The organism is Streptomyces phaeochromogenes (genome assembly GCF_001418655.1).
In the GTDB taxonomy this organism is placed as follows: Bacteria; Actinomycetota; Actinomycetes; order Streptomycetales; family Streptomycetaceae; genus Streptomyces; species Streptomyces phaeochromogenes.
The window spans coordinates 1-16,183 of the sequence record NZ_LIQZ01000241.1 but is presented as its reverse complement, the minus strand read 5'-3'; the positions used below and the strand labels follow the sequence as shown (position 1 = coordinate 16,183).

Below are 16,183 nucleotides of genomic sequence, written 5' to 3'. Positions count from 1 at the left end.
GTGACGGGCCCGGCGGGGGCGAAATGATCCCTGGCTCCGCCCCCGCCGGGCCCGTCACGCCTGCACGATCGGCTCCCTCGTGAAGAGGGCGCCCAGTTCGGGGGCGTTCACTCGGCGGTCCGTGAGGCGTAGGGCCTCCCAGGCCGTGACCTGGTTGGCGGTGAGGACCGGCTTGCCGAGTTCCTTTTCCAGGGTCGGGATGTGGGAGGCGGTGTGGAGGGCCGTGTCGGGGAGGAGGACGACCTCCGCCTCCGGGTGGTCGCCCGCGCGGGCCAGGGCCAGGACTTCCGCCTCACCCCACGTGCCCACCTCGGCCGCCGTGATGATCCCGGAACTGCGCACGCCGAGGACGTCCAGGCCCGCGTCCCCCAGGAAGGTCCCGAAGAGAACGGCCACGTCGTCGGGGTACGTCGCCGCGATCGCGACCCGCTTCACGCCCAGCTCCCGTACGGCATGGACGAACGCGAAGGACGTCGAAGAGGCCGGCAGCCCCGCCGTCGTGGCCAGCGTGCGGACCTGATCGTGGGCGCCCTCCCAGCCGTAGACGAAACTGCCGCTCGTGCAGGCCCAGACCACCGCCTCGGCACCGGCCAGGCGCAGGTCCTCGATCCCGGCGGCGAGGCGTGCCGCCGAGCCCATCTCCAGCAGCGCGTCCACCCGATGGGCGTCCTCACCGATGTCGGTGTGGACGACCTGGAGGCGGATGTCGCTGCCGAGGAGCTGCTCGATACGCGGATAGTCGTCCTCGGCCGAGTGGCCCGGGTAGAGGAATCCGAGAGCCGTCATGCCCAACCTTCCTGTTCTTCCGGTAGCGCTGGTTCTGCCGGTAGCGCGGGCGGTACGGGCCGCTGTCGCGCCGACTCGTCGATCAGCGCCTGGTACGGCCCTACCGCCCGGGTACCCAGGTGACGCAGGGCAGCCCACATCGTCACCTGGTTGGCCGAGATCACCGGAATGCGCAGCTCTGCCTCCAGCTGCGGGATGACGTCGTACGTCGGGAGATTCGTGCAGCTGATGAAGAGCGCGTCCGCCTGGCCACGTACGGCGTCGCGCGCCATGTCGACCACGTTGCGGTACGGGACCTTCCAGATGTGCCTGGTCAGGCCCATGTAGGCGCGGCCGGTGACCGTGATGCCCGCCTCTGCGAGGTACTCCTCCAGCGACTGGGTCACGGAGACGGTGTACGGCGTGACGAGCGCGATCCGCCGTGCGCCCAGCTCCTCCAGCGCCTCCAGGAGGGCGCCGGACGTGGTCACGGAGGGGATCTCGCCGGCCCGGGTCATGGCCTCGCACATCGCGCGCTCGCCCGGGATGCCGCCGACGAAACTGCCGGACGTACAGGCGTACGCGACGATCTCCGGCCCGACGGCGTTCAGCGCGCGCACCGCGTCGCCGAGCGTCTCGTGCTCGCTGACCAGTCGGGCCAGGTCGAGGCTGACCTCGACGGGCACGAACGGCGTACGGGTGAGGTGGAGTGAGACCTCGTCGGGGACCCAGCGCCACAGTTCACGGTCGAGAGCGAAATCGAAGGGAGCGACGACGCCGACACCCCTTTGAGGGTGTGGTCCACCAAGGAAGGAGACGTCCATGAGCAGCCCCAACTCAGGTCGAACGAGCGGTGGTGACCGGCCCGGAGGCCGGGGGGACACAAGCCGGCGCATGCCGGGACGTCGGGACAGGGGAACGGACGGGACTCCGGGATTCCCACGGAAACTAGCCCTTGTTGACGAAGGTAGGTTCCGGTGCGAGCGTGGTCAATCCGCGCATCTGAGACGGCTGTGCGCCCCCGGCCCGACGGCCGGTCCCAGACGGTTCGGCCGATGTCCCGCAAGCACTCAGAGCCCGGCGTCCAGCATCCAGATACCAGAGAAGCGGACCCTCGTTGCGAAATGGTTTCCCCCCGATGACCTCTGCCACGCCCCCGAACCTGGCCGAAAAGACAACCCTCCTGGTGCTCGACACCGACCCGCCGCCCCGGCTCGGCCGGCTCACCGGCCGGGTGCGCGTCGAGCACGCCGACGAGTCGTCGCTGGCCGCGCTCCTGCCCACCGCTGACGTCCTGCTGGTCTGGGACTTCGCCTCGCACGCCGTACGCCGGGCCTGGCCCGGCGAGGGCCCGCGGCCACGCTGGGTGCACACGGCGAGCGCGGGCGTGGACCACCTGATGTGCCCCGAACTCGCCGCGTCCGACACGCTGGTGACGAACGCGCGCGGTGTCTTCGACCAGCCGATCGCGGAGTACGTGGCCGCGCTCGTCCTCGCCATGGCCAAGGACCTGCCGCGCACATGGGACCTGCAGCGGGCCCGGGAGTGGCGGCACCGCGAGTCGCAGCGGATCGCCGGCAATCGCGCGTGCGTGGTCGGTTCCGGGCCGATCGGGCGCGCGATCGAGCGGACGCTCAAGGCGCTCGGTATGACGACGGCGCTCGTGGGGCGCACACCGCGCGAGGGGGTGCACGGCCCGGAGGACCTCGACCGGCTGATGGCGCGCGCCGACTGGGTGGTGTCCGCGGCACCGCTCACCGATGACACGCACGGGATGTTCGACGCGAGGCGTTTTGGACTGATGCAGCCGTCGGCACGCTTCGTGAACGTCGGACGCGGGCAGCTTGTGATCGAGGAAGCGCTGGCCGAGGCTCTCGCGAGCCGCTGGATCGCGGGGGCGGCGCTCGACGTCTTCGAGCACGAACCGCTGGGCCCCGAGAGCCCGTTGTGGGAGGCCCCGGGTCTCATCGTGTCGCCGCACATGAGCGGGGACACGGTGGGCTGGCGGGACGAACTCGGTGCGCAGTTCGTGGAGTTGTACGAGCTCTGGGAGACGGGAGAGCCGCTGCCGAACGTCGTCGACAAACAGCGTGGATACGTACCTGGCCACTGAAACACGCCACTGAAGCACGCCACTGAAGCACGTTGGAGGGGCGGATGACCGAGCTCACCGAGCTGACCGCTGTACGACTCGTCGAGGGATACCGCAAGGGCGAATTCAGCCCCGTGGACGTGGTGCGGGCCGCGCTGCGCAGGGCCGAGGAGGTCCAGCCCGCGGTGAACGCGTTCGTACGCGTCGAGGCGGACGAGGCCGTCGCACAAGCCCAGGAGTCGGCCGGGCGATGGCAGCGCGGTGAGCCGGCCGGGCTGGTCGACGGGGTGCCGGTCTCGGTGAAGGACATCCTGCTCATGCGCGGCGGGCCCACCCTCAAGGGCTCGAAAACGATCTCCCCGCAGGGCCGTTGGGACGAGGACGCGCCCTCGGTGGCCCGGCTGCGCGAGCACGGGGCCGTGTTCGTCGGCCGGACGACGACACCCGAGTTCGGCTGGAAGGGCGTCACCGACTCACCGCAGGCAGGGGTGACGCGGAACCCGTACGACCTCTCACGCACCTCGGGCGGGTCCAGCGGCGGCAGCGCGGCGGCCGTGGCGCTGGGCGCGGGCCCGATGTCCCTCGGTACGGACGGGGGCGGCAGCGTCCGTATCCCCGGAGCCTTCTGCGGGATCTTCGCGCTGAAGGCGACGTACGGGAGGGTGCCGCTGTATCCCGCGAGCGCGTTCGGCACGCTGGCGCACGTCGGGCCGATGACACGGGACGCGGCGGACGCGGCCCTGATGATGGACGTCATCAGCGGCCCCGACCCACGCGACTGGTCGCAGCTCGGCCCGGTGAACGGCTCGTTCGTGGACGGACTGGCCGGGGGTGTGCGGGGGCTGCGCGTCGCGTACTCGCCGTCCCTCGGCGGGCAGGTGGCTGTCCAGCCCGGGGTCGCCGCAGCGGTGCGGCGCGGGGTGGAGGGGCTCGCGTCCCTCGGGGCGTACGTCGAGGAGGCCGACCCCGACTTCACGGATCCCGTCGAGGCGTTCCACACGCTGTGGTTCGGCGGGGCGGCCCGGGTCACCCAGCGGCTCGGCCCCGACCAGCGGAAACTGCTCGACCCGGGGCTGCGGGAGATCTGCGACGCGGGGGCGCGGTCCAGCGCGCTGGACTACCTCGCGGCAGTGGACGTACGGATGGAACTCGGCCGGCGGATGGGGCTCTTCCACGAGACCTACGACGTCCTGGTCACTCCGACGATCCCGATCACCGCGTTCGAGGCGGGTGCGGAGGTGCCTCGCGGCTCGGGGCACCGGCGGTGGACCGGGTGGACGCCGTTCACCTACCCGTTCAACATGACGCAGCAGCCGGCGGCGACGGTCCCCGTGGGCACGGATGCCTCCGGCCTCCCGGTGGGCCTCCAGATCGTGGCCGCCCGCCACCAGGACGCGTTGGTCCTGCGGACGGCGCACGCACTGTACGAGGCGGGGGTCGCGGGGATCGCGCCACCGAGGCTCCGCTGAGCGCTCCGTGGGAAGGCCGGTGATTCGAGCGCGGGCCCGTCGTGGCTGGTCGCGCAGTTCCCCGCGCCCCTAAAAGCAAAAGATTGCGCAGTTCCCCGCGCCCCTGAAAGGGGCGCGGGGAACTGCGCAGTCGGCCCTCACCGGCCCTCAGCCGTACAGCCGCTACGCCCGGGAGAAGCTCAGCGTCTCCCCCAGCGCGCCCGCGCGCCAGAGGTCGTTGCATGCCTCGGCCATCGCATCCAGCCCCTCCACCACCTGCCCCCAGACGATCCCGGGCACCCACCCCACATCCCCGTTGAGCAGCAGATTGTTCCGCTCGTAGAACAGGGCGAGGTCGATCACAGGCGTCCCCGCCTGCACGCCGGAGGCGCCCCCGTAGCCGTACGCCTGCGTACCCAGCTGCGTACCGGAGAAGGAGAAATAGCAGAGGTCGCCCGGAATGGGCGTGACGGTCGGGTTCTCCAGCGGTGGCTCGGCCGGGGCGAACGCCGGGAACAGGGCGTAGATCTCGTTGCGGGCGTACTTGGCGTGATACACGTCACTGCTCAGCGGCAGCGCGTTCCACACCGCCTCGCAGGTGATCGGCGCACGGTCGTCGAGGAGCTTCGCAGTGCAGTGGACTCCGCGCTTGGACAGGGACACGTCGATGTAGCGGTCGGTCATGATTTCCATGGTCCACCCCGGGTCAAGAGGGCCCTGCGCAAACGGGGCGCAAACAGATCCGCATAACTCGCATCGTCCCGGGTAGCCGCGCGCCCATGGCTCCACCATTTGGGAACGACGCGAAGGAAGCTTCCGCGGAAGAGAAGAAACGCGGCCCGAGCCGCCGGTCACTGCTGGCCGGCGTCGCGGCGTTCGGTGCGCTCGGCGCGGCCGGATGCAGCCGTGTGGCCACGGCGTCCGGCAAGGACGGCGGTGATCTCCTGGACCGTCTGAAGGCCCAGGGCGTCGTGCGCCTCGGCATCGCCGGCGAGATCCCATTCGGCTACATCGACAAGAACGGCAAGCTCACCGGCGAGGCACCGGAACTCGCGCGGGTCATCTTCAAGCGGCTGGGGGTGGACAGTGTCCAGCCCGTGCCCACGGAGTTCGGCTCGCTCATCCCCGGTCTGAGCTCCCAGCAGTTCGACGTCGTGGCCGCCGGCATGTACATCAACGCCGAGCGCTGCGAGCAGGTGATCTTCTCCGACCCCGACTACCAGATGCTCGACTCCTTCATCGTGCGCAAGGGCAATCCGAAGAACCTGCACGACTACAAGGACGTCGTGGAGTCGAAGGCGAAGTTCGCGACCGGAACCGGCTACGCGGAGATCCAGTACGCGGTCGACGCCGGGTACAAGGAGAGCGACATCCTGATCGTCCCGGACCAGGTCGCGGGTCTGAACGCCGTCGAGGCGGGCCGTGTCGACGTCTTCGCGGGTACGGCGCTGACCACCCGCGAGGTCGTCAAGAAGTCCCGGAAGACGGAGTCGACCAAGCCGTTCGCGCCACTCGTGGACGGCAAGCCGCACGTCGACGGCGGTGGCTTCGCGTTCCGTCCGACGGAGACCGGGCTGCGGGACGCCTTCAACGTGGAGCTCAGGAAGCTGAAGGAGAGCGGTGAGCTGTTCCGGATCCTCCAGCCCTTCGGTTTCACCAAGAACGAGATGACCGATATGACCGCGAAGGAGTTGTGCGGCGGATGACATCGGGACTCTGGGAACTCGTACTGAAGGGGATCTGGGTCACGGTCCAGCTGCTGGTGTTCAGCGCGCTGCTGGCCGCGGCCGTCTCCTTCGTGGTGGGCATCGCGCGCACCCACCGGCTGTGGATAGTCCGCTTCCTCGCGGGCTTCTACACCGAGGTGTTCCGCGGTACCTCCGCGCTGATCATGATCTTCTGGGTGTTCTTCGTGCTGCCACCGGCCTTCGGCTGGCAGCTGGTCCCCATGTGGGCGGGCACCCTCGCACTGGGTCTCACCTACGGGGCGTACGGCTCCGAGATCGTGCGCGGCGCCCTGAACTCCGTCGACCCGGCGCAGCGTGAGGGCGGTATCGCACTCAGCTTCTCGCCGTGGCAGCGGCTGCGGCTGATCCTGTTGCCGCAGGCGGTGCCGGAGATGATCCCGCCCTTCTCCAACCTGCTGATCGAGCTGCTCAAGGGCACGGCCCTGGTGTCCGTGATGGGCATGGGCGACCTGGCGTTCAGCGGCAACCTGGTGCGGCTCGCGCTGCAGGAGAGCGCGGAGATCTACACGTACATCCTGCTGATCTACTTCGTGATCGCCTTCCTGCTCACGCGGGTCATGCGCGGTCTGGAGAAGAAGCTGAAGGCCGGGCTGGGCAGGGTGCCCGAGGGTGGCGGGAAGAAGCTTCCCGCGCCCCGCCCGGAGACCACGGCTGTCGGTGCCGAAGCGGCAGGGGGTCGCTGATGAAATGGGACTGGAGTGCCGTCGGCGACTTCATGCCGCACTTCTGGGACGGACTGCTGGTCACCCTGCAGGCCCTGGTGCTCGGCTCGCTGATCTCCTTCGCCCTCGGGCTGGTGTGGGCGCTGCTGATGCGCACGCCGAGCCGCTGGGTGCGCTGGCCGGTCGGGGTCGTCACGGAGTTCATCCGGAACACCCCGCTGCTGGTGCAGCTGTTCTTCCTCTTCTACGTGCTGCCCGAGTGGAACATCACGTTCTCCGCGATGACCACCGGTGTCGTCGCCATCGGGCTGCACTACTCGACGTACACGATGCAGGTCTACCGGGCCGGTATCGAGGGCGTGCCGGCCGGCCAGTGGGAAGCGGCCACGGCACTGAACCTGCCCATGACCCGGACGTGGACCGCGGTGATCCTGCCGCAGGCGATCCGTCGGGTGGTGCCCGCGCTGGGCAACTACGTCATCTCGATGCTCAAGGACACGCCGCTGCTGATGGCGATCACCGTCCTCGACATGCTCGGCGAGGCGCGGCTGTTCTCGCAGCAGAACTTCCAGTTCACCGAGCCTCTGACGGTCATCGGCGTGGCCTTCATCCTCATTTCCTATCCCGCTTCCCTCCTCATGCGAGCCCTGGAGCGACGTCTTGTCCGCTGACACCCCTCTGATGAAAGAGCCCGACGCCAACTCCGACGCCAACCCGGCGGCGGACGGCAGCGAGCTGATCCGTTTCGACAAGGTCACCAAGCGCTTCGGGGACAACGTGGTCCTCGACGGGCTCGACTTCTCGGTCGCCTCCGGCAAGCACGTCACGCTGATCGGCCCGTCCGGCTCCGGCAAGACGACGATCCTGCGGCTGCTGATGACCCTGGCCAAGCCCGACGAGGGCACGATCAAGGTCAACGGCGACTACCTCACCCACGAGGAGAAGAACGGCAAGCTGGTCCCGGCCGGCGAGAAGCACATCCGCGAGGTCCGCAAGAACATCGGGATGGTCTTCCAGCAGTTCAACCTCTTCCCCAACATGAAGGTGCTGCGCAACATCACCGAGGCGCCGGTCACCGTGCTCGGCATGTCCAAGGACGCGGCCGAGGAGCGGGCCCGGGAGCTGCTCGAACTGGTCGGGCTGACCGAGCACGTCGACAAGTACCCGAGCCAGCTCTCCGGCGGCCAGCAGCAGCGGGTCGCGATCGCGCGCGCCCTGGCGATGCGGCCGCAGGTCCTGCTCCTCGACGAGGTGACCTCCGCGCTCGACCCCGAGCTGGTCGCGGGCGTCCTCGACGTGCTCAGGGACATCGCCCGCACCACGGACATCACGATGCTCTGTGTGACCCACGAGATGAACTTCGCCCGGGACATCTCCGACCAGGTGCTGATGTTCGACTCGGGGCGCGTCCTGGAGTCCGGTCCGCCGGAGAAGATCTTCGGCGACCCGGAGCACGAGCGGACGCGGGAGTTCCTGGGCGCGGTGCTGTAGTCCGCCGAAGTCCTTCGGGAGCGTCCCTGCCGGTCTTCAGGAAGTGAAGGACGGCGGGGTTCCGAGGCCGAGCCGATGGGGCATGACTTTGGCATATGCCAGAAGGATGCCCCGCTGTTGAGGGGACTGGAACGCGCCACCAATCTCGCCAACAGCCCCTCCCCGTACGCCTCTTGGCGGTTATCGTGGAGGGGGCCCGGCCGTCCGGGCTGCGTTGAAGTGAAAGCCGGGCCGAAAAGCGCAAGGGGATACCGTGGCGCTGAAGCACGAGCCGACCGTGCCGTACCACTCGGCCCAGGACGCCCTGCGCGTCCTGGAGACCGTGGCGGCGCGGCACACCACCGGTGTCACGGACGCCGAACTCGCCGGCCTCACCGGCCTCGGCACGGAGCGCCTCACCGCGCTCCTGCGGATGCTGCGCCGCGAGGGGTACGTCGAGCAGATCGCCGACGGGGCGTACGTCACCGGAGCGGCGCTCGGCAGGCTCGGTTCCGCACACGGCCGGGACGAGGCCCTGCGCGCCCAGCTCCAGCGGAACCTCGACCGGCTGCGCGACTCGGTCGGCGCCGCCGTCTACATGAGCCGGTACGTGGACGGCGAGATCCACGTCTCCCAGTGGGCCGACAGCCCGAGCACCCCGGCGGTCAACGAATGGGTGGACTTCCGCTCGGCCGCCCACGCCAGCGCGATCGGCAAGAGCCTCCTCGGCCAGCTCGACCTCAACGGCCGGCGCGACCACCTCTCCCGCCACCGGATGGCCCGCCTCACCTCGCGCACGATCACGAACGAGCGGGCCCTGCTGCCCCGGCTCGACGCCCAGGCACCCACCGTGCCCGTGCTCGACCTCCAGGAGTACGCGGTCGGCACGGTGTGCGCGGCAGTCCCCATCACGGCCGGCTCGGCCGTGGGCTGCCTCGCCCTCTCCCTCCCGCTCTCCCACGCCCACCGGCTGCGCGAGGCGGCGGCCACCCTGAACCGGGGCGCGGCGCCGGTACTGCTCTCGCTCGCGATCTGAATCCGCGAGCTGAATCCGCGAGCCGCCCGAGCTGCCGGCTCGCGTGGTCCGGAGCACCCGCTCGGACCAGGTATTATTTTTCTGTCGCCAGCCGCGAAAAGCGGTTGGCGAGAGTCATGCGCCGCTAGCTCAGTTGGTTAGAGCAGCTGACTCTTAATCAGCGGGTCCGGGGTTCGAGTCCCTGGCGGCGCACAAGACGAAGGCCTCCGCGAGAGCGGGGGCCTTCTGCGTTGCCCCTCGGCGTCGAAGACGGCGACCGGCCGGGTCCTGCCCTACCTCACCAGCAGCTCCTCGCGCCCCCGCGCCCGGTACCGCGCCACGAGCTCCGCCAGGTCCGCCTCGTCCAGCCGCCGGTACGCGGACTCCCCCGCCGGTCGCCACCACACCGGATCCGCGCACCGGAACCCCTCCCGCCGCAGCCCGACCCGGTGGATCTTGTTGGTGGCGGTGACCGGCATGCGGTCCACGATCCGTACGAAGCGGGGGGCCATCTTGGTGCCCAGGTCCGGCTGGGCGCGTAGGAAGGCCTCGAAGGCGAGGGGATCGAAGGAGCCGGCCACGGTGGCCATCACCTGGTCGCCCGCCACCGGGTCGGGCACGGCGTAGACGGCCACGGCGTCCGCGCCCTCGTAACGGGCGAGGATGTTCTCGATCACCGCCGCGGCCAGGTTCTCGCTGTCGACGCGGAGCCGGTCGTCCGTGCGCCCCGCGAAGTAGAGGAACCCGTCGGCGTCCCGGTAGAAGAGGTCCCCCGTCCAGTACCAGCCGTCGCGCTGCCGGGCCGCCTCCGCGGCCTCGTTGCGCCAGTAGCCCTCGAAGGGGTTGGGCCCGCGGTTCACCAACTCGCCTATCGCCTCGCGCCCGTTGAGCAGCCTGCCGTCGGCTGCGAAGGCCGCCGCGGGGCACTCGGTGCGGCTCGCCGGGTCGACCACCGCGAGATCGTCGCCGGGGGCGGCCCGCCCGATCGCCCCCTTCGGTGTGCCGGGCGTCCGCTGGATCGCCGCGCCTCCCTCGGAGGACCCGTACCCCTCCACCAGACGCACCCCGAACCGCTCCTCGAAGGCAGCCGCGTCCACCGCTCCCGCCTCCGTGCCGAAGCCCGTCCGCAGCGGATTGTCCCGGTCGTCGGCCCGGGCGGGGGTGGCCAGGATGTACTGCACGGCCCGTCCCACGTACGTGAAGTAGGTGGCCCCGTACGCCCGTACGTCCGTCAGGAAGCCCGAGGCCGAGAACCGCCGACGCAGGGCGACGCCCGCGCCGGCCGCGAGGGCGGGGGCCCAGTCCGCGATGACCGCGTTGCCGTGGAACATCGGCATGCAGATGTAGTGCACGTCGTCCGCGCGCACCCCGAAGTGGCCGACCAGCGACCGCCCGGCAGCCGCGAGCCGCCCCTGCGAGCAGATCGCCGCCTTGGGCGCCCCGGTCGAGCCGGAGGTGAAGTACAGGAGGAGGCGGCTCTCCGGGGCGGCCCGCGTCGGCTCGGGGCGCGCGTCCGCGTACGGCGCGAGCAGCTGCTCGTACGCCTCGGTGTCGGTCACCAGCAGCCGTACGCCCGGGAGTCGGAGCCCGTCGAGGAGCGGGAGGTGTGCCCGCTCGGTGACCAGGACGCGGCACTCGGTGTGCAGGATGTCGCGGGCGAGTTCGGGGCCGCGGCGGGTGGGGTTGATCCCGGCGACGGCCGCGCCCGCCAGGGCCGCCGCGCTCAGCCACAGGGGGTATTCGGGGGTGTTGTCGAGCAGCACGCCCACATGTGGTTCCGCGCCGGGCGGCAGCAGGTCCGCCAGCAGTGCGGCCCGCGCCGCCGCGCCCGCGGCCACCTCGTGGTGGGTCAGGGTCCGTTCCTCGAACCACAGCCCCGGCCGGTGGTCGCCCCACCGGTCCTGTACGAGCTCCGCGACGGTCCGCGCGCCGGTCCCCACGCTCCTGGATCCCATGGGGCGCACCATAATTGACGGCGCGTCAGATGTGGAGGGCCAGGTGCGGAAGGGTCACGGCACCTCGCTGTACGACCCGTCGTCGACCGAGGGCGGCTCGTCCACCTTGCTGACGGAAGGGTCGTCGTCCATGAAGGAGTTGTCGCCGAAGGTCTCGGAGTACGTGACCATGAAGCCGACGCAGAACACCACGACCACGGAGAGGAACGTCAGGATGCCCACGGTGGCGGCCGTGTTCCTGACGTGGCTCGGCGCCTGGGCGGTGGCCTTCACGGTCTCGCCCTCGGCGTAGTGCACGACGACGATGTCGCCCTCCAGCGTCGTACCCGGCCCGTCCTCCTCCTCGAAACGGATGGTGCGCCCGTCCCGGGCCGTGAATTCGTATACGTGGTGCAGCGTCGTGCGCACGGAGGAGTCGCCGCTGCCGCCGCTGGTCGTCGTGTACGTGCGCAGGCAGCGCGCCTCCGCGGTCAGTCCGCTGTTCCAGGCCCGCCTGAGCCCCAGCGCGCGGCGGATCACCCTGACAGCCAGGAAGACGGTCACGGCCATGATCAGGACCGGCACCGCATAGAACATGAAGTCCATCGACATCCCCCGATGTTCGGTACAGCTCCACGCACGCCGTCATGGTCATGTCGACGTGCGTGGAACCTACCCGTGGGGGGTGGGCCAGAGCCTCAAGAGATGCTCAGAGTTGCGCGGCGAACGGGTGGCGGGCGCTCAGAACGTCACGTCCGAGCAGGCGTAGAACGCGTTCGCCGTGTCGGCGATCGTCCACACCGCGAGGATGACGTGGTGACCGCTCTTGCCGGTCGGCAGGGTTCCGCTGTGCGAGAGCGTCGCCGGCGGCTGGCCGCTGTAGGGGACGGTCAGGAACGGGGCGGTGACCAGCGCGGACCGGGTCAGCGGAGCGTTCTGGTTCCAGCCGTTCTTGGTGACGTAGTACTTGAAGTCGGTCGTGGAGTGCCGGGCCGTGAACTGCCAGCGGAAGGTGTAGCTCTGCCCTCCGTTGACCTTGGTCGTCGGCCAGGCACCGCCCGAAGGCGTCGTCGCCTTGTCGAGCGCGTTGAAGTTGGTGTGGTTCCCGGAGCAGATCTGCCCGTCCGCGGGCCCGGCCGCCGGGAAACCCTTGGGGCCCTCGACGCTCTGGGGTTCCCACTGGATGGCACCGCAGTTGGTCACGGAGCCGTTCTGGCAGAGCTTCTGCCGGCTGATGGGGAGGTCGGTGTAGCCGTGGCCGGTGGCGCCACCACTGGAGAGCACGAGCGCTCCCGTGGTGGCGAGGCCGACCGCGGCGGCGTACCACTTCAGTCGCTTCCGGGGATGGGGAGTTTCTCGCATGCTGCCGCTCCTGGAGAACGTGGGGGAAGTTCCGTGAGCTGTGCGTGCGCATCGCGATGCGTGTGGCGATGATTCAGGTCTAGACCAAGTCCCAGATTATTGCTGACTGTTGAACATGTCCATACCAATAGTGGAGAGGATTCGCCGGCAGCGGTCCCGGGACTTCTCCACGAGTTCGCCGTTGGGGTCGTCGTTGGTCGCGACCCAGTCCCGCGCCTGCGCCTCGTCCCTCCCACCCGCCAACTGCCGTTCCACCAGCCTCACCTGACGCACGTCCCCGGGCGCCTCGACGTACCAGCACTCCTCCATGAACACGTAGGCGTCCCGCCACCCCGGCAGATCACAGGCGAGGTAGTTCCCCTCGGTGACGATCAGCCGGGCCGCCGGGGGCACCACGTGCCGCGCGGCGACCGGCTCGTCGAGCGTGCGGTCGTAGTCCGGTACGTAGATGTCGCGGCCGGTCTCGTCGAGGACCCGGCGCAGCAGGTCGACGTAGCCCCACACGTCGAAGCTCGGCTCGGAGCCCTTGCGGGCGGTCAGGCCGAGGCGCTCCAGCTGGGCGTTGGAGAGATGGAAGCCGTCGAGCGGGAGATAGGCGGCGCCCTCGCCGATCCGTTCGACCAGGGCGCGGGCGAGGGTCGACTTCCCGGCGCCGGGTGGGCCGGCGAGGCCCAGGACGGCGCGGGGGGTGTCGGCGGTCAGATTCCGGGCGTACTCGGCGAGCCCGGCGAGATTCGGTGCGGGGGTGCGGCGGTCAGCGATCTCCATGTCCCGTATAGAACGCCACCGTCAGGTCCTTCACCAGAGCCTTGCGCTCGTAGTCGTCGAGTTCGACGAGCCCGCGCACGGTCAGCCGGGTCACCGTGTCCTCGACGGAGTCGACGACCGAGGTGAGGACCTTGTCGCGGTGCTGCGCGTCGAGTGCCGCGATCCGGCGGCGCTGCATCACCGCGGCGACCTCGGGGGCGTACTCCACGCGCAGCGGCTGCGCCGAGAACACCTGGAGGCCGGCCGCCGCCGCGTCCGCGGCCACGATGCGGGTCAGCGAGTCGCCGACGGCCTCGGTGTTGCGCAGCGTCGCGGACTCGGCGGCCCTCGGCGAGTTCGGCGCGACATCGGCCGGCAGCTGGGCGAGCACCCGGGCGAGCGCCGCCTCCACGCACTCGCGCAGATACCGCTGGTGGTCCTCGACGCCGAGCGCGGCGCGCGCGGTGTCCCGCACCCGCCAGACGACGAGCACCACGACCCGGAGCGCGACCCCGTTCGCGTCGACCGCCGGCATCGGGTCGCTCCGCCAGTGCCGCAGCCGTACGTCGATCCGGCGGCGCAGCACCAGCGGGTTCACCCACATGAGCCCGGTGCGCCGGACCGTGCCCCGGTAGCGGCCGAACAGGCCGAGTACCCAGGCGCGTCCGGTACGGCCGCGGGCCAGCCCGCCGAAGCCGAACAGGGTGAGCGCCCCGGCCCCGGCGAGCGCCGCCCACTGCGGTCCGCCGAGCCCTGCGCTCATCCGCACCGGCAGCCCCAGCGTGTCCACGGCGAGCGGCGGCAGCACACCCGCCCACCACGACGCGAGGACGCAGCCCGCCGTACCGACGGCACCGGCCAGCACCCCGACCGTGCCCGGCAGCACGCCCGCGGGCCGCTCCACCAGGTCGGGGTCCACCTCGACCACCGGCCGAGGCCGCACCGGGCCGGGCGGGCGCCGGGTGACCCTCGGCTGCTCGCCCGTGCCGCGCCGCCGGCTCACGACGGCGGGCGCGAGCGCCACGGACACCGGCTCGGGCTCGTCGCGGAACAGCAGGTGGACCGGGATCTCGGTGGTCGCCTCGTTGTGGATGAGCCGCGCCCCACGGCCACCCGTGTCCCGACCGCCCGCCTCTGGGGTCCCCTCGAACTCCGGGGACTGTTCAGTCGTCGTACTCATAGTGCCTCCGTGCCTCCGCGCCAGGAAGAACTGTCATGAGAGAGCTGTCATGAGAAGTGCCGTCGGGAGCCGCCCGAGCCCCTCGGGCCGTCCGGACTCCTGAGGCCGTCCGCGCTCCTCAGGAGAAGAGCCGCCGCCAGGTCTCCGGGCCCGGATAGCCGTCGGCGGCACCGCCGCGCCAACCCTGCGCACGCTGGAACGCCTCGACGTTGCGCCGGTCGCCCTCGCCCCAGCGCGGTCCCGGCCCCTGCGTGTAGTGCTTGCCGAACCCCTTCTTCACCAGCTGCTTCCCGAGCCGGGTGACGTACTCGTTGCTGGCGCCCGGCCGGAAGAACGCCCGCCCCGGATAGCCGGCGACGCCGTGCGAGGCGACACCTCCGGCCGGGGGCCGCCCGGGCCTGCCCGAACTGCCGCCGCTCGGGACGACGACGTCCCGGCCCTTGTCGCTCACCAGGTACGCCCAGGTCGTCGGCCCCGGGAACCCGTCCGCGTCCGCTCCCGTCCAGCCCTGGGCCCGCTGGAACGCCTGGGTGGCCCTGCGGTCGGCCTCCGACCAGCTCGGCCCGGGCCCCGCCGAGTAGTACGCGCTCGCGCCCCGCTCGACGAGCATCCGCCCCAGCCGGGTGACGCTGGCGTTGGTCGCCCCGGGCCCGAAGGCCGCCGCACCCGGGTAGGGCGGCGCCGCCGGTTTCGTCCCCGGAGAGGTGACGGGGGTGGCCGGATTGGCCGGGACGGCCGGAGTCTTCGGGTCGCCCGGAGAAGCCGGACCCTCGCCCTCGATTCCCCCTTTCAGCCCCTTGTAGCGGTACGCCAGATAGCGGTCCGAATACTTCCAGTAGGCATACGGAGTGGCCTGCTTGCGGGCGCGCGGGCGGGCCTCCTCGTACGCGATGTAATAGTCCTGCGTGTAATCCGTCCAGCCCCCGAAAATCACGACGTGCGACCCCTTCTCGGGGTCCGCCGGATTGTGGAACAGGAGAATGTCACCGGGCTCCAGCTGCTCCCGGGGAATCCGGACGCCGAACTTGTCGAGGCTGCCCGTCCATTCGTTGCCGCCGAGGTTCCAGGCCATCGAGACGAAGCCCGAGCAGTCCTGGCGGTACCCGTCGGACCAGTACGCGCTCATGCTGTAGGGCACCTCCGCGGCGACCCACTCCTTGGCCCGGTTGATGATCTCGGACCGGGTCGTCGGGGGTGCCTTGACCTTGGCCGGAACACCTCCGGGGCCGTGGAGCGGGGTCTTGCCGCCCTGCGGTGTGTCGGGTTCGTCGGCCACGGGGGCGCCGGGCAGCCGCGGGGCGTGCGCGGCTGCCGCGACGGCCGGTACGACATGGCCCGCGCCGAGCGCCGTACCGGCCGCGGCGGCCAGGACGAGCGCTCGGTGGGCCGCCGGGTGGCCACCGAATCCGGTGGCCGCGGAATGGGGCAGCACAAGCCGCCAGTGGGCACATCCGGGGCATTCACAGTCGCTCTCGGGATCGAATTCCTCGAATACCGGAGCCGCCATGCGATTCCCCTCACACTCCTGGTGGAAAAGTCCGCGCTTCTGCACGTCCATCAGTTTCTCAACTGTCACCGGGTGTCGCATGTTGACGGTCCAAATGATGTACGGGCCGCCTGCGGCGGTTCGGGAGGGCCCGGGCCGGGGCACCCCCCGACACCAGGTAGAGTCTGCGGAGCAGCACGCGCCGCTAGCTCAGTTGGTTAGAGCAGCTGACTCTTAATCAGCGGGTCCGGGGTTCGAGTCCCTGGCGGCGCAC

Annotated in this window: 16 protein-coding genes and 2 tRNA genes; 9 read left to right on the top strand and 9 right to left on the bottom strand. The window is 70.6% G+C overall.

Annotated elements, in window-relative coordinates:
• Positions 1 to 54: 54 nt before the first annotated feature.
• Positions 55 to 786, bottom strand: coding sequence for a maleate cis-trans isomerase family protein (locus AOK17_RS29685; protein WP_055615653.1), 732 nt, complete (start codon positions 784 to 786; stop codon positions 55 to 57).
• Positions 783 to 1,589, bottom strand: a complete 807-nt coding sequence (locus tag AOK17_RS29680; protein WP_055615652.1) for a maleate cis-trans isomerase family protein — start codon at positions 1,587 to 1,589, stop codon at positions 783 to 785. Before AOK17_RS29680 ends, AOK17_RS29685 begins: the two co-directional genes overlap by 4 nt.
• A gap of 314 nt (positions 1,590 to 1,903) precedes the next feature.
• Between AOK17_RS29680 and AOK17_RS29675 the strand changes: the two genes are divergently transcribed.
• A complete protein-coding gene (locus AOK17_RS29675) occupies positions 1,904 to 2,878 on the top strand; it encodes a D-2-hydroxyacid dehydrogenase (RefSeq protein ID WP_055615651.1) in 975 nt (324 codons plus the stop codon).
• A 44-nt stretch (positions 2,879 to 2,922) separates the two neighbouring features.
• Positions 2,923 to 4,326 carry an amidase gene (locus AOK17_RS29670; RefSeq protein ID WP_055615650.1) on the top strand — a complete coding sequence of 468 codons (1,404 nt, stop codon included), beginning with the start codon at positions 2,923 to 2,925 and terminating at the stop codon, positions 4,324 to 4,326.
• A gap of 162 nt (positions 4,327 to 4,488) precedes the next feature.
• Here AOK17_RS29670 and AOK17_RS29665 read toward each other — a convergent pair whose 3' ends face one another.
• Positions 4,489 to 4,989: a DUF3830 family protein gene (locus AOK17_RS29665; RefSeq protein WP_055615649.1), complete on the bottom strand. Its 501-nt coding sequence runs from the start codon at positions 4,987 to 4,989 to the stop codon at positions 4,489 to 4,491.
• Positions 4,990 to 5,084: 95 nt separating this feature from the next.
• Between AOK17_RS29665 and ehuB the strand changes: the two genes are divergently transcribed.
• From ehuB to AOK17_RS29635, 6 genes are all read left to right on the top strand, one after another.
• Entirely contained in the window at positions 5,085 to 6,011 is a 927-nt protein-coding gene (gene ehuB / locus AOK17_RS29660; RefSeq protein WP_079053345.1) for an ectoine/hydroxyectoine ABC transporter substrate-binding protein EhuB, read from the top strand.
• On the top strand, positions 6,008 to 6,736 hold the full coding sequence (gene ehuC / locus AOK17_RS29655) for an ectoine/hydroxyectoine ABC transporter permease subunit EhuC (RefSeq protein ID WP_055615647.1): 729 nt from the start codon (positions 6,008 to 6,010) through the stop codon (positions 6,734 to 6,736). The genes ehuB and ehuC overlap by 4 nt, the downstream gene beginning before the upstream one ends.
• Positions 6,736 to 7,386 carry an ectoine/hydroxyectoine ABC transporter permease subunit EhuD gene (ehuD, locus tag AOK17_RS29650; protein ID WP_055615646.1) on the top strand — a complete coding sequence of 217 codons (651 nt, stop codon included), beginning with the start codon at positions 6,736 to 6,738 and terminating at the stop codon, positions 7,384 to 7,386. The genes ehuC and ehuD overlap by 1 nt, the downstream gene beginning before the upstream one ends.
• A 10-nt stretch (positions 7,387 to 7,396) precedes the next feature.
• Positions 7,397 to 8,206: an ectoine/hydroxyectoine ABC transporter ATP-binding protein EhuA gene (gene ehuA, locus AOK17_RS29645; RefSeq protein WP_055615645.1), complete on the top strand. Its 810-nt coding sequence runs from the start codon at positions 7,397 to 7,399 to the stop codon at positions 8,204 to 8,206.
• 253 nt (positions 8,207 to 8,459) lie between these two features.
• Complete coding sequence (locus AOK17_RS29640; protein WP_055615644.1) at positions 8,460 to 9,221, top strand: IclR family transcriptional regulator; 762 nt, start codon at positions 8,460 to 8,462, stop codon at positions 9,219 to 9,221.
• Between the two features lie 118 nt (positions 9,222 to 9,339).
• A tRNA-Lys gene (locus AOK17_RS29635) sits at positions 9,340 to 9,413 on the top strand.
• A gap of 80 nt (positions 9,414 to 9,493) precedes the next feature.
• Here AOK17_RS29635 and AOK17_RS29630 read toward each other — a convergent pair.
• From AOK17_RS29630 to AOK17_RS29605, 6 genes are all read right to left on the bottom strand, one after another.
• Positions 9,494 to 11,155, bottom strand: coding sequence for a long-chain-fatty-acid--CoA ligase (locus AOK17_RS29630; protein ID WP_055615643.1), 1,662 nt, complete (start codon positions 11,153 to 11,155; stop codon positions 9,494 to 9,496).
• A gap of 54 nt (positions 11,156 to 11,209) precedes the next feature.
• Positions 11,210 to 11,746 carry a DUF3592 domain-containing protein gene (locus AOK17_RS29625; RefSeq protein WP_425424648.1) on the bottom strand — a complete coding sequence of 179 codons (537 nt, stop codon included), beginning with the start codon at positions 11,744 to 11,746 and terminating at the stop codon, positions 11,210 to 11,212.
• A gap of 129 nt (positions 11,747 to 11,875) precedes the next feature.
• Complete coding sequence (locus AOK17_RS29620; RefSeq protein WP_055615642.1) at positions 11,876 to 12,496, bottom strand: lytic polysaccharide monooxygenase auxiliary activity family 9 protein; 621 nt, start codon at positions 12,494 to 12,496, stop codon at positions 11,876 to 11,878.
• A gap of 96 nt (positions 12,497 to 12,592) precedes the next feature.
• The gene (locus tag AOK17_RS29615; RefSeq protein ID WP_055615641.1) at positions 12,593 to 13,264 is read right to left on the bottom strand and encodes a nucleoside/nucleotide kinase family protein; all 672 of its coding nucleotides are present in this window, start codon (positions 13,262 to 13,264) and stop codon (positions 12,593 to 12,595) included.
• A complete protein-coding gene (locus tag AOK17_RS29610; RefSeq protein ID WP_055615640.1) occupies positions 13,251 to 14,423 on the bottom strand; it encodes an SPFH domain-containing protein in 1,173 nt (390 codons plus the stop codon). The genes AOK17_RS29615 and AOK17_RS29610 overlap by 14 nt, the downstream gene beginning before the upstream one ends.
• 118 nt (positions 14,424 to 14,541) lie before the next feature.
• The gene (locus AOK17_RS29605; RefSeq protein ID WP_055615639.1) at positions 14,542 to 15,930 is read right to left on the bottom strand and encodes a peptidoglycan-binding protein; all 1,389 of its coding nucleotides are present in this window, start codon (positions 15,928 to 15,930) and stop codon (positions 14,542 to 14,544) included.
• Between the two features lie 178 nt (positions 15,931 to 16,108).
• Between AOK17_RS29605 and AOK17_RS29600 the strand changes: the two genes are divergently transcribed.
• Positions 16,109 to 16,182: transfer RNA gene (locus tag AOK17_RS29600), tRNA-Lys, on the top strand.
• Position 16,183: the final 1 nt, after the last annotated feature.

What these genes read in the sequence shown, in the direction of transcription:
- AOK17_RS29685 (WP_055615653.1), bottom strand. Translation starts at nt 786, where the DNA reads ATGACGGCTCTCGGATTCCTCTACCCGGGCCACTCGGCCGAGGACGAC.
- AOK17_RS29680 (WP_055615652.1), bottom strand. Translation starts at nt 1,589, where the DNA reads ATGGACGTCTCCTTCCTTGGTGGACCACACCCTCAAAGGGGTGTCGGC.
- AOK17_RS29675 (WP_055615651.1), top strand. Translation starts at nt 1,904, where the DNA reads ATGACCTCTGCCACGCCCCCGAACCTGGCCGAAAAGACAACCCTCCTG.
- AOK17_RS29670 (WP_055615650.1), top strand. Translation starts at nt 2,923, where the DNA reads ATGACCGAGCTCACCGAGCTGACCGCTGTACGACTCGTCGAGGGATAC.
- AOK17_RS29665 (WP_055615649.1), bottom strand. Translation starts at nt 4,989, where the DNA reads ATGACCGACCGCTACATCGACGTGTCCCTGTCCAAGCGCGGAGTCCAC.
- ehuB (WP_079053345.1), top strand. Translation starts at nt 5,085, where the DNA reads ATGGCTCCACCATTTGGGAACGACGCGAAGGAAGCTTCCGCGGAAGAG.
- ehuC (WP_055615647.1), top strand. Translation starts at nt 6,008, where the DNA reads ATGACATCGGGACTCTGGGAACTCGTACTGAAGGGGATCTGGGTCACG.
- ehuD (WP_055615646.1), top strand. Translation starts at nt 6,736, where the DNA reads ATGAAATGGGACTGGAGTGCCGTCGGCGACTTCATGCCGCACTTCTGG.
- ehuA (WP_055615645.1), top strand. Translation starts at nt 7,397, where the DNA reads ATGAAAGAGCCCGACGCCAACTCCGACGCCAACCCGGCGGCGGACGGC.
- AOK17_RS29630 (WP_055615643.1), bottom strand. Translation starts at nt 11,155, where the DNA reads ATGGGATCCAGGAGCGTGGGGACCGGCGCGCGGACCGTCGCGGAGCTC.
- AOK17_RS29625 (WP_425424648.1), bottom strand. Translation starts at nt 11,746, where the DNA reads ATGTCGATGGACTTCATGTTCTATGCGGTGCCGGTCCTGATCATGGCC.
- AOK17_RS29620 (WP_055615642.1), bottom strand. Translation starts at nt 12,496, where the DNA reads ATGCGAGAAACTCCCCATCCCCGGAAGCGACTGAAGTGGTACGCCGCC.
- AOK17_RS29615 (WP_055615641.1), bottom strand. Translation starts at nt 13,264, where the DNA reads ATGGAGATCGCTGACCGCCGCACCCCCGCACCGAATCTCGCCGGGCTC.
- AOK17_RS29610 (WP_055615640.1), bottom strand. Translation starts at nt 14,423, where the DNA reads ATGAGTACGACGACTGAACAGTCCCCGGAGTTCGAGGGGACCCCAGAG.
- AOK17_RS29605 (WP_055615639.1), bottom strand. Translation starts at nt 15,930, where the DNA reads ATGGCGGCTCCGGTATTCGAGGAATTCGATCCCGAGAGCGACTGTGAA.